The sequence below is a fragment of the Rhodanobacter sp. UC4437_H4 genome (assembly GCF_052978425.1).
Genome location: NZ_CM129673.1, coordinates 2,519,244 through 2,532,783 on the forward strand (window position 1 = coordinate 2,519,244; position 13,540 = coordinate 2,532,783).

General features: G+C 67.8%; 9 protein-coding genes. 6 read left to right on the forward strand and 3 right to left on the reverse strand.

The window, feature by feature from the left end; genetic code table 11:
* Window positions 1-79: 79 nt before the first annotated feature.
* The gene (locus ACVCL3_RS11495) at window positions 80-3,340 is read right to left on the reverse strand and encodes a YadA-like family protein (RefSeq protein WP_447101351.1); all 3,261 of its coding nucleotides are present in this window, start codon (window positions 3,338-3,340) and stop codon (window positions 80-82) included.
* Window positions 3,341-3,551: 211 nt separating this feature from the next.
* A complete protein-coding gene (locus tag ACVCL3_RS11500) occupies window positions 3,552-4,118 on the reverse strand; it encodes an ECF-type sigma factor (RefSeq protein WP_447101352.1) in 567 nt (188 codons plus the stop codon).
* A gap of 250 nt (window positions 4,119-4,368) precedes the next feature.
* On the opposite strand from ACVCL3_RS11500, the gene ACVCL3_RS11505 reads away from it, so the two are divergent.
* A complete protein-coding gene (locus ACVCL3_RS11505) occupies window positions 4,369-7,170 on the forward strand; it encodes a protein kinase domain-containing protein (RefSeq protein WP_447101353.1) in 2,802 nt (933 codons plus the stop codon).
* 65 nt (window positions 7,171-7,235) lie between these two features.
* On the opposite strand, the gene ACVCL3_RS11510 is transcribed toward ACVCL3_RS11505, so the two are convergent.
* Complete coding sequence (locus ACVCL3_RS11510) at window positions 7,236-8,033, reverse strand: undecaprenyl-diphosphate phosphatase (RefSeq protein ID WP_447101354.1); 798 nt, start codon at window positions 8,031-8,033, stop codon at window positions 7,236-7,238.
* Window positions 8,034-8,179: 146 nt separating this feature from the next.
* On the opposite strand from ACVCL3_RS11510, the gene ACVCL3_RS11515 reads away from it, so the two are divergent.
* The 5 genes from ACVCL3_RS11515 to glnA all read left to right on the forward strand — a co-directional run bounded on the left by ACVCL3_RS11515 (window position 8,180) and on the right by glnA (window position 13,491).
* Entirely contained in the window at window positions 8,180-9,073 is an 894-nt protein-coding gene (locus tag ACVCL3_RS11515) for a pirin family protein (protein ID WP_447101355.1), read from the forward strand.
* Window positions 9,074-9,346: 273 nt separating this feature from the next.
* Entirely contained in the window at window positions 9,347-10,108 is a 762-nt protein-coding gene (locus tag ACVCL3_RS11520) for a TorF family putative porin (RefSeq protein WP_447101356.1), read from the forward strand.
* Window positions 10,109-10,131: 23 nt separating this feature from the next.
* A complete protein-coding gene (locus ACVCL3_RS11525) occupies window positions 10,132-10,470 on the forward strand; it encodes a P-II family nitrogen regulator (protein ID WP_447101357.1) in 339 nt (112 codons plus the stop codon).
* A gap of 117 nt (window positions 10,471-10,587) precedes the next feature.
* The gene (locus tag ACVCL3_RS11530) at window positions 10,588-11,901 is read left to right on the forward strand and encodes an ammonium transporter (RefSeq protein ID WP_447101358.1); all 1,314 of its coding nucleotides are present in this window, start codon (window positions 10,588-10,590) and stop codon (window positions 11,899-11,901) included.
* Between the two features lie 177 nt (window positions 11,902-12,078).
* Window positions 12,079-13,491 carry a type I glutamate--ammonia ligase gene (glnA, locus tag ACVCL3_RS11535; RefSeq protein WP_395120698.1) on the forward strand — a complete coding sequence of 471 codons (1,413 nt, stop codon included), beginning with the start codon at window positions 12,079-12,081 and terminating at the stop codon, window positions 13,489-13,491.
* Window positions 13,492-13,540 lie beyond the last annotated feature (49 nt).

Consider the following 13,540-nt stretch of genomic DNA (forward strand, 5'->3'; position numbering starts at 1 on the left):
CGTCATCGAGGTGGCAAAACCGCCACGTGGTGGACGTCGAGCTTCAACGCGCCATGCCCGTTCGCATGCGTTGTCGTCGTTACCAGCTGAAGCCGACGCCGGCCGACGCGCTGTGCTCGCTGCCGGCGATGGCGCCGGAGAACGAGATGCTGGCGCGGTTGCCGATAGCCCGCCGATAGCCCACCGCCAAGGCCTGCTGGCCACCTTGTGAGCCGACGCCCACGCCCAGGTTGTTGGCGCCGGCCAGGCCGGAGGTATTGGCTGCCAGGCCGGCATACGCCGCGCCGCTGGCACCTATCCGATCGATCCGGCGATCCTGCAGGCGGAAGCGCTGGTTGACCTGGTCGCGCAACTGGTCGAGGTCCGCGCCAAAGGTGGCAAAGCGCCGGTCGGTATAGGCGTTGGCCGCGCCGAGGGCTTGCTGGTTGACCTGGCTCGCATAGCTGTTCGCAGCTTCGATGGCGGCCTGGGTCTGCTCGTCGACGTAGACATGCATCTCGTCGACCGATCCGCTGCCACCGCTGCCGGCGGGACCTTTCGGGCCTTCCGGACCGGTATCGCCCTTGGGCCCCTGGGGGCCGATGGCGCCGTCGGCGCCGGCCAGGCCGTCGATGCCATCCTTGCCGTCGATGCCAGCCGGACCTTGCGCACCCGTATCGCCGGTGTCGCCCTTGGGACCTTGCGGGCCGATCGCCCCATCCTTGCCATCAGCCCCGGCGAGGCCGTTAGCACCATCTTTGCCGTCGACGCCATTAGTGCCGTTGATACCGTCAACACCGTCTTTGCCGTCTTTGCCGTCTTTGCCGTCTTTGCCATCGGCGCCGTTGAGGCCATTGGTGCCGTCCTTGCCATCAGCCCCGGCGAGGCCGTTGGCACCATCTTTGCCATCGGCGCCATTAGTGCCGTTGATGCCGTCAATACCGTCCTTGCCATCGACGCCATTGAGGCCATTGGTGCCGTCCTTGCCATCAGCCCCGGCAATGCCGTCAGCACCGTCCTTGCCGTCAGCACCATCCTTGCCGTCGACGCCGTTAGTGCCGTTGATGCCGTCCTTGCCATCAGCCCCGGCAATGCCGTCAGCACCATCCTTGCCGTCGATGCCATTGGTGCCGTTGATGCCGTCCTTGCCATCAGCCCCGGCGATGCCGTCAGCGCCATCCTTGCCGTCGACGCCATTGGTGCCGTTGATGCCGTCCTTGCCGTCAGCACCGTCCTTGCCGTCGATGCCATTGATGCCGTCAACACCGTCTCTGCCGTCAACACCGTCTCTGCCATCGGCACCGGGTGCGCCTTGAGCGCCGGTATCGCCCTTGTCGCCCTTGATGCCGGGCATACTGACGACGGTGTCGATCCGGGTGTCGAGTGCGGTGAGTTTGGTGTCGACGGCGGCGAAGGCGGCGCCGACGTCGTTGTAGTTGCTGCCCTGGATCGCATAGCTCGGCACGGTGAACACGCCGCCGGCGTAGCTGGCGCCGCCACCCAGTGCGGTGGCGAGCGAGTACAACTGCGACAGGTTGACCGCGTCGGTGCCCATGCTGGCCGCCTTGACGTTGGCGATCTGCCGTTCGTTGCCGGCTGAGCCGACCGAGACCGTATTGGCGCGGTCGGCGATGGAGCCGGCACCCAGCGCGACGGCGTTGTCGGCGCTGGCCAGGGCACCGCTGCCGATGGCAGACGATTGATTGCCGGTGGCGGCAGCCGACGTGCCCAGCGCCAACGAACGCTCACCCAGCGCCAGCGGGCCGCCCCAGATCAGCGCCTTGACGGCGGCCTCGCGTTGTTCGGCTGTCAGGGTCACGCCGTCGATGCTGACGAGGTTGTCGTAGAGGCTGTTGGCATCGGTGGGGTCATAAGCCGCGCCGACCACGACCGCCATGCCACCGATGCTGACCAGCTTGCCGCTGCCGTCATAGACGAATTGGCGTCCGCCAATCGAGGTGACCCGATGTGATGCGTCGGTCGATGGCGGGGCATAGGCACCACCACCGCCCACCGCCGTGGCACCATCACCCACGGCCGCACCGCCGGTGCCGATCGCCGCGCTGTAGGCGCCTTGCGCCATGGTGAAGTTGCCGAGTGCGCTGCTGCTGTTGCCACTGGCCCGGTTGTTGATGCCGACGGCCAGGGACTTGTCGCCGGAGGCACGCGCGTCGTTGCCGACGGCAACGGCGTGGTTGCCGACGGCAACGGCCGTTTCCGAATAGGCGTCAGCCATGCCATCGCCATCAAGATCCACATCGAACTCGATGTAGCCGTCACCATTCGCATCGAACCAGCCGCCGATGGCGAGGCTGCCTTCACCCCACGCCGTGCTTCGGTTACCGGCCGCTGTGCTTGCTACACCAACTGCCTGGCTGCCGTTGCCAAAGGCGCTGCTCTGAGGACCAGAGGCGGCATTGGATTCTCCGATGGCCGTGCTGTAGTCACCAATGGCTCGATTGTTCCTGCCCAGCGCACTGCTGTTGGAACCCGCGGCAGTGTTGTTGATGCCAAAGGCCGATGACCTGATGCCGGAGGCACGCACGCCGTTGCCCACGGCAACGGCGTAATCGCCGTCGGCGGTGGTCCCCGCCGAATAGGCTTCGGCCCAGCCGTCGCCATCCAGGTCCAGGTCGGGCTCGTTTGGCATCGTGCCGATACCGCCGCCGATGGCAAGACTTTGGATGCCCCAGGCCGTGCTTCGGTTGCCAGCCGCGGTACTTCCTGTGCCTGAGGCCGCGTTGCCGAAGCCGAAGGCGCTGCTTTCAACGCCAGCGGTGTTGTTGCCGAGCCCGACTGCCGTGTTGCGGTCACCGTTGGTGTTGTTGCTGTTCCCGAACGCACTACTGCCTTGGCCCCGGGTCATGTTTCTGTATCCGACCGCACTGTTGTAGACGTCATAGGTGAAGTTGCCGTACCCGAACGCACTGCTTTGGTTGCCCTGGACTTCGTTTTCCATCCCGAATGCACTGCTGTCATTGCCATAGGCCCGGTTGTAGTACCCGAATGCACTGCTGGAGTCGCCATAGGCCTGGTTGACGAATCCGAAGGCGTTGCTGTAACCACCGCGGGCGGTGTTGCCATTTCCAAATGCACCGCTGTTGCTGGCGCTGGCGTTGTTGTTCCTGCCAAAGGCGCTGGACGTGGTGGTGCAGGTCGTGTTGTCGAAGAGGCTGTTCTCCGCGCCCACATTGGTGCCGGGACTTGGGGTCATCGGCGTCCCGTCCGGTTTGACACAGGGCGTGTCGGCAGCAAAGGCGGACAGCGGTGCGCCCAGCGCCAGCAACAGGGCCAGTGCCATGCCATGGCGGCGCAGCGGCGTGGATGAAACAGCTTTTGCTTGAATGAATGGACGTGACATGACGATTCCCCCGGCTGGATTCGACCGTTGTCATCGCGACACGGCTTCACGGGGTAGTCGTGATGCGCAGGGAAAAGCCGCCATTGCCAGAGGGCATCGGCCGAACGCGGGGTGGTGGCGTGCCATCGGAGGTCGAGCCATGGCTCTTTCAGCCGATCACCGCGACGTGGCTGTTGGCGGAGAAGACCACCGCCGGTCAGCGGCTGGGCTGCTAGCCCAGTTCGCGCTGCAGCCAGGCGCGGGCGGTGGCCCAGTCGCGTTGCACGGTGCGCTCGGACAGGCCGAGCGCTTCGGCGGTCTCGCGTTCGTTGTAGCCGGCGAAGAAGCGGCATTCGACGATCTCGGCCAGCCGCGGCGAGCGTTGCGCCAGGCCCTGCAGCGCATCGTTGACGGCCAGCACCTGCTCGGCGTTGGGGATCGCGATGTCGCTTTCGTCGTTCAGCGGCACGCGCCGCTGGTCGCCGCCGCGCTTGAGGCACATCTGCGTGCGCACCCGTTCGACCAGGATGCGCCGCATCGCGATCGCCGCCACCGCGAGGAAGTGGCCGCGGGTGCTGAAGCCGGGCGAGCTGGCCAGACGCACATACAGTTCGCTGACCAGGGCCGTGGTGGCCAGGGTGTCGCCACCGGACAGGCGACGGCGCTCGCGGTGGGCACTGCGCCGCAATTCCTCATACAACAGCGGCATCAATTCGCCGACCGCTTCGAGGACGGCCGGCGGGCGCCGGTCGTCGAGCGTATCGGGAGTGGCCCCTGTTGCTGTGGGTGACTCGTCCATGGGTGGCCCCGGTGTTGCGGTGGATGCGCGGCAACCCCTCTTGCCGCGTTGCAAGTGGCCGTGCAGAAGGCCGTACTGACAAACCACGGCCATTGTGCGACAAACGGAGCGATTTCGCTTGGCAGGGGAAAAACGGAGTCGGCGCGGGATGGCGGCTTTTGCCCGCGGATGACGATTGCAGCAGCGATGGATCGGCGATCCGGGCGCGTCGCGAATGGCGCGATGCGGAGGGCCATCACGAGGAACGCGTGTGGATCGGCAATCGAACGAGCTGCCATGGGAACGCATCGAGGCGCTGTTTCCCGATCTGCTGGCGTTGCCGCCGGCGCGGCGGGCGGCCTTCCTGGATCGGCATTGCGCCGACGACCCCGCCATGCGCGATGAACTGGAATCGCTGCTGGCGTCGTCGCAACACGACTCCGTGCTCGACCACCCCTTGCTGCTGGATGCCGCCGAAACGGCCGAGGCATCGTCGCCGCTGCATGCCGACGAACGCTTCGACGCGTGGCGCATCGCGCGCCTGCTCGGCCGCGGCGGCATGGGCGAGGTCTACCTGGCCGAGCGTGTCGATGGCGGCTTTGCGCAGCGGGCGGCGATCAAGCGACTGCGCGTGGATGCGGTCGAACACGCTGAGCGCTTTGCCGCCGAGCGCAGCATCGTGGCCCAGCTCGACCACCCGCACATCGCGCGCCTGCTCGATGGCGGCATCGGCGCGGACGGCCGCGCGTGGATGGCGATGGAGTACGTCGAGGGCGAGAACCTCAGCGACTACTGCCGCAACCACGCGCTGGATCTGGACGCGCGCATCGCGCTGTTCGACCAGATCTGCGCCGCCGTCGCGTACGCCCACGTGCACCTGGTGGTCCATCGCGACATCAAGCCGTCCAACATCCTGGTGACCAGCGAGGGCCAGGCCAAGCTGCTGGATTTCGGCATCGCCAAGCTGCTGGAGCGCGAGGGCGAGGCCAACTTCACCCGCACCGCGCCGCTCACCCCCGGCCATGCCGCGCCCGAGCAGCTCGAAGGTCGCGCAGCGACGACGGCCGTCGACATCTATACCCTGGGCGTGCTGCTGTACGAGATGCTGAGCGGCCAGCGGCCGTGGTCCACCGGCAACACGCCGATCTCGCTGGTGGTCGATCGCCTGCTGCGCGAAGAGCCGCCGCCGCCGAGCCGCGTCGCCGGCGACGACAGCCCGGTGCCGTCGAAACAGCTGCGCGGCGACCTCGACGCCATCGTGCAGCGCTGCATGCGCAAATCACCGGGCGACCGCTACCCGACCGTGGATGCCCTGCGCGCCGACCTGCAACGGTGGCGCGCGCACCATCCGGTGGAGGCGCGCCGCGGTTCTGCCGGCTATGCGTTCCGGCGCTGGTTGTGGCGGCATCGTTTCGGCGTGGCGGCCACCGTGCTGCTGTTCATCGTGCTGCTCGGCGGCCTGGGCGCGGCGTTGTGGCAGGCGCGGCGCGCGCAGCACCAGGCGTGGCGTGCCGAGCGGGTCAAGGAACTGGTGCTTAGCGCGTTCCGCGAGCAGGACCCGCTGTCGCGACCGGACGCGAAGAGCCGCGCACCGGCGGAATTGATCAGTGACGGCATCGCCGCCATCGATCACGAGTTGAAGGGCGATCCCGCGCTGCATGCCGAACTGCTCGACGATTTCGGCGAGATCCAGGGCAACCTGGGCGACCTGCCGAACGCCCGGATCACCTTGCAGCGGGCGCTGGACGAGCGCCTGAAACTGCATGGCGCCGACCACCTGGCCGTGGTCGAGACACAACGCAAGCTGGCCTACATCGAGACGAGGCTGGATGACATGGATGCCGCCATGGCGCTGGCCGAGCGTTCACTGGCGACGCTGCGACGCCTCGGCCGGCAGGACTCGCCGGAGGCGGCGCAAGTCAAGCTGGCGATGGCCATGGTGATGGTCAACCGCAAGCAACGCGAAGCCGCGCTGCAACTGGAAAGGGAGGCGGCTCGCACGCTGGAGGCCGCCTTCGGCCGCGACGACCCGCGCGTGGCCGATGCCTATCATCGCGCGGCGCAGGCACTGATCCAGTTGCGTCGAGACGGCGAGGCGGAAGCCATGATTCGCGATGTCGTCAGTCGCCTCGAGCGTTCGCAGGGCGTCGATTCCCCGCGCCTGATCCTGCCGCTGACCACCCTGGCCAGCGTGCTCAAGCAGGAACAGCGCGGTGGGGATGCCGACGCGGTTTTCGAGCGTGCCATCGCGCTGACCCGCCGATCCTTCGGCCCCAGGCATTACCTGCTAGGCACCCTGCTCTCCCGGCAGGCCAACCTGCGCCTGAGCCAGGGACAGCCGCAGGCGGCGCTGGCACTGTTCACCGAGGCCGAGCCGGCCCTGGGCGGGGACAGCGTGGAACGCGGCAATCTGCTGACGGCGCGTGGGCGCACCTACCTGGAACTGAAGCGCTACGAGGCGGCGGCGGATGACCTGCGGGCGGCCTTCGAACTGCGCCGCAACATCCTGGGCGAGGATGCCGGCATCACCTGGTACAGCGCCAGCCAGTGGGGCAATGCGCTGCGCAAACTGGGCCGGCTCGACCAGGCTGAGAAAATCCAGCGCCAGGCTCTGCAGAATACCTTGCGCATCCTCGGCCCGAACGGCTACCAGAACGTGCTGCTGATGGACGAGCTGGTCACCACGCTGACCGAAGCCGGCCAGCACGATGAAGCGGTCGCGCTGGCCGGGCGCTCGCTGGAACTCACCGGCAAGACCTATCCGCCCGGGCATCCGCTGGTGGCCGAGCGCACGCTGAGGCTGGCCCGCGCGCTGGCCCGGTCGACCGGCGTCGAGGCCCGCGCCGAAGCGTTGCGCCGCTGCGACCAGGTGGTGGACATCACCCGCGGCAAGGGCGGCGAACCATTCACCAGCGCCCTGCTGGCGTGCGGCGGCATGAACGTGGACCTGCGCAACCACGCGCATGCCCGCGACCTGCTGCAGGAACTCCTCACCCACATGGACGGCGCCCCCGCCGACGATTCGCAGTTGCTCAAGGTGCAGGCGCTGCTGGCCCAGACCCAGGGCGAATGACTGCAGGTTCTGCCTCGGCCGCCGGCCCGCAAGACCTGTGGTGTCGGGGCTTGCGCGGTTTCGCCTCAGCCGCCGGCGGGCACCAGCAGCAACAGCGCCACGCCGAACACCATGCGGTAGATTGCGAACGGGGTGAAGGTGTGCGCGCGGATGTAGCCGAGCAGCCACTTCACCGCGATGAAGGCCACGATCGCCGAGACCGCGAAGCCGACCAGCAGGGCGGTCCAGTCCTCGTGCACCGCGCCGCCGTCCTTGACCACCTTCAGCAGCTCGTAGCCGGTGGCCGCGTACATCGTGGGGATGCCGACCAGGAAGGCGAACTCGGTGGCCGCCGCGCGGTTGCTGGTGCCGAACAGCATCGCCGCGAAGATCGTCGCCGCCGAACGCGAAGTGCCGGGGAAGATGCCGGCGATCATCTGCGCGATGCCGACCAGGATCGCCACGCGCCAGCTCACCTCGCTGCGTTCGGGCTGGCGCGCGGCCAGCCGTTCCGCCGCGATCATCCACAGGCCGCCGATCACCAGCGCCCACGCGATCGGAGTCACCTTCTCGGGCAGCTTGAAACCCAGTTTCACCGCGATGAAGCCGAGCACGGCGGTGATCGCGAAGGCGACGGCCAGCTTCAGCAGGTAGTCGCGGTTGAGCGGGTCGCGCCATTGCGTCAGCAGCTGCCAGATGCGCTTCCAGTAGATCAGCGTCACCGCCAGGATCGCGCCGGCCTGGATGCCGATGTTGAACAGGTCCGAGCGCGCGCCCAGGCCGAACTGCTCGGCGATCAGCAGGTGGCCGGTCGAGGAGATCGGCAGGAACTCGGTGATGCCTTCGATGATGCCAAGCAGGATGACGTGGAACAGATCGGTCACGGGTGGATTCCGTTGCGGAAGGGGCGCCGGCCGGCCGCCGGGGGCGGCCTAGCTTAAGCGGTTGGCCGGCAGGTGGCACGACGAAAACGCGTCCACGGTGCGATAGTGGTCATCATTCGACCCGCGCAAGTTCTCCGGAGGCAGTCATGATCGAACTCGTCATCCCCCAGCGCCGTCGCGACCTCGGCAGCTTCGAGGTCGGCCGCGTGCTGCCGTTCGCCAAGCGCCGCATGGTCGGCCCGTACATCTTCTTCGACCGCATGGGCCCGAAGCACCTGGCGCCGGGCCTGCCGCGCGAGGCGGACGTGCGCCCGCACCCGCACATCGGCCTGTCGACCATCACCTATCTGTTCCACGGCGAGATCACGCATCGCGACAGCCTCGGTTCGGAGCAGCCGATCCGCCCCGGCGAGGTCAACTGGATGACCGCCGGCCGCGGCATCACCCACTCCGAGCGCTTCGAGCGCCTGCGCCGCGAGGGCGGGCCACTCGATGGCGTGCAGCTGTGGGCGGCGCTGCCGGTCGAACGCGAGGAAATGGAACCGGGCTTCTGGCACTACGCCAGCGAGGCGTTGCCGGTGTTCGGCGAAGGCGGCGTCAAGGGACGGATGATTGCCGGGCGATTGGCGGGCGTGGCATCGCCGGTGAAGGTGGATTCGCCGCAGTTCTACGTGCACTGGACGTTGCGTGCGGGCTCGCGCACCTCGCTGCCGGCGGAGTACGCCGAGCGCGCGGTCTATGTCGCCAGTGGCGAGGTCGAGGTGGATGGCCAGCGTGTGGAGGTCGGCAGCATGGCCGTGCTGGCGCCCGGCAAGTCCGTCACCGTCGCCGCGCTGGACGACGCGGTGGTGATGGCGCTGGGCGGCGAGCCGGTGGGGCCGCGCTACATCGACTGGAACTTCGTCTCCTCCTCGCCGGAGCGGCTCGACCAGGCCCGCGCCGACTGGGCCGCCGGGCGCATGAAACTGCCGGACCTGGACCACGACGAGTTCATCCCGCTGCCGCCCAGGCTGGACGCGAAGCCGGAGCCGATGTCCTGAGGCGGAGCGGGTTGAACCGCTTGCCGGCATGACCCCGCACGCACCGGAACAGTGCAAGCCGGTCGTCTCGACCGCCGTGGTTGGTGCGAACGCAGGGGCGTCCGCGGCGCCGCAGCGACGCCGATGCCCTCACGGCAACAGTTTCCGTGCATGGCATGGGGCTTGCTGAGGGTCTGGTGAGGCCGCGCGGTCGCGCGGTCATGTCGTGGGTGCATGGACGTCTGGACGTCTGGACGGCCATCGCCACGGCACCACCGGTTCGAGGGCAGGCCCATGAGGCGAAGCGGGATGTTTGCGGCAGTGGCCGTGTCGTGCTGCGCCGCCACCGGCCCGGCACCGCTGCGGGCGGGCGACGCGCCGGCCAGTCAGTGGATCGGTAATGCCGGCGTGGTCAGCGACTACCTGTTCCGCGGCATCTCGCAGACCGACCGCAAGCCAGCCGTGCAGGCCGGCGTCGAGTTCGATCACGCCGACGGCTGGTACGTCGGCGGCTGGGGCAGCAACGTCAGCTGGCTGTCCGATACCTCGACTCCGGCCGCGCCGGTTTCCAGCAGCGTGGAGCTGGATCTCTACGGCGGCTGGCGCGGCCGTCTCGGTGATGGCTGGAGCGTCGACCTGGGTGCGTATCGCTATCAGTATCCGGGCAGCTATCCCACGGGCGCCACGTTGCCGAACACCAGCGAGATCTACGTCGCGGTCGCCTGGAAGAACCTGTCGCTGAAGTACTCCTGCGCACTCACCTCCTTGTTCGGCTATGCCGACAGTGAGCGCAGCGGCTACCTGGACCTGTCCTGGAACCAGCCGCTGGCGCCGGGCTGGCAGCTCAACACGCACGTCGGCCACCAGCAGGTGGCGAACGTGCCCGGCGCGTCGTACAGCGACTGGAAGCTCGGCGTGACGCGCAGCTTCGCCGGCAACTGGTCGCTGGCGCTGGGCTACTACGACACCGACGCGCGCCGCCCGGTCTACACCAATGCGCGCGGCCACTACCTGGGCCGCGCCACGGCAGTGCTGAGCCTGGCCCGGTCGTTCTGAACACATTCCCGCGGGAGCCACCCATGAAACTGATCACCAGTGTCATCCGTCCGCACAAGCTCGACGAGGTCCGCGATGCGCTGGAGGGTGCTGGCGTGTCCGGGATGACCGTGACGGAAGTGCGCGGCTTCGGCCGCCAGAAGGGCCACACCGAGTTGTATCGCGGCGCCGAGTACGTGGTCGATTTCCTGCCCAAGCTCAAGGTCGAGGCAGTGGTGCCCGACGCGCTGCTCGACACGGTGCTGGACGAGCTCCAGCGCGCCGCGCGCACCGGCAATGTCGGCGACGGCAAGGTCTTCGTCACCGACGTCGAGCAGGTAGTCCGCATCCGCACCGGCGAGCTCGATGCCGATGCGCTGTGATCCGGCCATCACCCGGTTCGAGTGCCCAATCTTCGGCTCTCGTCATTCCCGCCTTCGCGGGGACGACGCCCTTCAGGCGAACGCCATCCTCCTGACCCCCAGCCCGCGAGGCTTTCGATGAAATCATTCAAGTTCCGCCGCGGCCTCGTTGCGGCCCTGCTGCTGGCCGCGCCGCTGCTGCACGCCGCCACACCGGTGCCGACGGTCGACAAGGGCGACGTGGCGTGGATGCTCACCTCCACATTGTTGGTCTTGCTGATGACGGTGCCGGGGCTGGCGCTGTTCTACGGCGGCCTGGTGCGGGCGAAGAACGTGCTGTCGGTGCTGATGCAGGTGCTGACGGTGTTCTCGCTGCTGCTGTTGCTGTGGGTGGCCTACGGCTACAGCCTCGCCTTCGGCGGCGGTGCGGTGATCGGCGGCTTCGGCAAACTGTTCCTGCACGGCGTGACGAAGGACAGCCTGGTGGCCACGTTCACCGCCGGCGTGGCGCTGCCGGAGTACGTGTTCGTGGCGTTCCAGGCCACTTTTGCCGGCATCACCGGCGCGCTGATCGTGGGCGCGCTGGCCGAGCGCATGCGCTTTCGCGCCGTGCTGCTGTTCGCCGCGCTGTGGTTCAGCTTCGCCTACCTGCCGATCGCGCACATGGTGTGGGCCGGGCCGGACGGTTTTTTGTACGCGAAGGGCGCGCTGGACTTTGCCGGCGGCACCGTGGTGCACATCAACGCCGGCGTGGCCGGCCTGGTCGGCGCGTGGTTCGTCGGGCCGCGGCTGGGTTTCGGCCGCGAACCGATGAAGCCGCACAACGTGACCTTCACCATGATCGGCGCGGCGCTGCTGTGGGTGGGCTGGTTCGGCTTCAACGCCGGCTCCAACCTTGAAGCGAACGCGGGCGCGGCGCTGGCCTTCCTCAACACCTTGCTGGCCGCGGCCGCGGCGGTGCTGGCATGGCTGGCGGTCGAGGCGAGCCTGCGCGGCCATGCGTCGATGGTCGGCGGCGCCTCCGGCGCGGTGGCCGGGCTGGTCGGCATCACGCCGGCCTGCGGCACGGTGGGTCCGCTGGGCGCGATCGTGATCGGCGCGCTGGCCAGCCTCTGCTGCGTGTGGGGCGTGACCGGACTGAAGAAGCTGCTGCGCGCGGACGACGCGCTGGACGTGTTCGGCGTGCACGGTATCGGCGGCATCGTGGGCGCGCTGCTCACCGGCGTGTTCACCGCGCCGGCGCTGGGCGGCACCGGCGCGGCAGGCTTCCCGATCCTCCGCCAGCTTGGCGTGCAGGCGCTGGGCGTGGGCCTCACCGTGCTGTGGAGCGGCGTGGTTTCCGTGCTGGCCTTGCTGCTCGTCAAGCTGGTGTTCGGCCTGCGCGTACCGCACGAGGCGGAGCGCGAGGGGCTGGACATTACCTCGCACGGGGAAAGCGCCTACGATGGGTGAGTCGGCCGGCCGGGCCTTCATGCATTGACCCTGGTTGGTGCAATCACATGAGTGATTGCACCACCATGAAACTCTCCGGCCGTCCCTGGAAACACGCAAGCCCTTGCTGCGCAACGCTTCCACCCACTGGCACGCGCCTTGCTCCGCCAGTTCATCCATCCCCATCGAGGTTGCTCCATGTCCGCCGCCAACCAAGTGCTCGACCTGATCCAGGAACACGAGGTCGAGTTCGTCGACTTCCGTTTTGCCGACATGCTCGGCGTGCATCATCACGTCACCTTCCCGGCCCACGCGATCGACGAGTCGACGTTCGAGGACGGCAAGATGTTCGACGGCTCCTCGATCACCGGCTGGAAGGGCATCAACGAGTCGGACATGATCCTGCTGCCCGATCCGGACACCGCCCACCTCGACCCGTTCAGCTCGCACGTGCAGCTGATCCTGCATTGCGACGTGCTGGAGCCGAGCACCATGCAGGCCTACGGCCGCGACCCGCGCTCGATCGCCAAGCGCGGCGAGGCGTATCTGAAATCCACCGGCATCGCCGACACCGCGTTCTTCGGGCCGGAGCCGGAATTCTTCATCTTCGACTCGGTGCGCTGGCAGAACGATCCGGGCCGCGTGTTCTACGAGATCGGTTCCGAGGAAGCGGCATGGTCCTCGCGCTACAAGTACGACGGCGAGAACCACGGCCACCGTCCCGGCGTCAAGGGCGGCTACTTCCCGGTCAGCCCGGTCGACTCGCTCGGCGACCTGCGCGCGGACATGTGCAAGGTGCTCGAATCGCTGGGCCAGACCGTCGAGGTGCACCACCACGAAGTGGCGAACGCGGGCCAGTGCGAGATCGGCGTGAAGTTCAACACGCTGGTGAAGAAGGCCGACGAGCTGATGACGATGAAGTACGTCATCAAGAACGTGGCGCACCAGAACGGCAAGACCGTCACCTTCATGCCCAAGCCGCTGGTCGGCGACAACGGCAGCGGCATGCACGTGCACCAGTCGCTGGCCAAGAACGGCGAGAACCTGTTCGCCGGCGATCTCTACGGCGGCCTGAGCCAGACCGCGCTGTGGTACATCGGCGGCATCTTCAAGCACGCCCGCGCGATCAACGCGTTCGCCAACTCCACCACCAACAGCTACAAGCGCCTGGTGCCGGGCTTCGAGGCGCCGGTGATGCTGGCGTACTCCGCGCGGAATCGTTCCGCGAGCTGCCGCATCCCCTACGTGGCCAGCCCGAAGGGCCGCCGCATCGAGGTGCGCTTCCCCGACCCGATGAACTCCGGCTACCTGGTGTTCACCGCGCTGATGATGGCCGGCCTCGACGGCATCCTCAACAAGATCGACCCGGGCGCGCCGGCCGACAAGGACCTCTACGACCTGCCGCCGGAAGAGGAGAAAAACATCCCGCAGGTGTGCTCCAGCCTCGACGCCGCGCTGGAAGCGCTGGACAAGGACCGCGAGTTCCTCAAGGCGGGCGGCGTGTTCACCGACGACTTCATCGACGCCTACATCGAGGTGAAGATGAAGGAAGTGACCAAATACCGCGCCAGCACGCATCCGCTGGAATTCCAGATGTACTACTCGCTCTGAGCGAGGCGTCCAGGCGGTAAGACAACGGGCGCCTCGGCGCCCGTCGTCG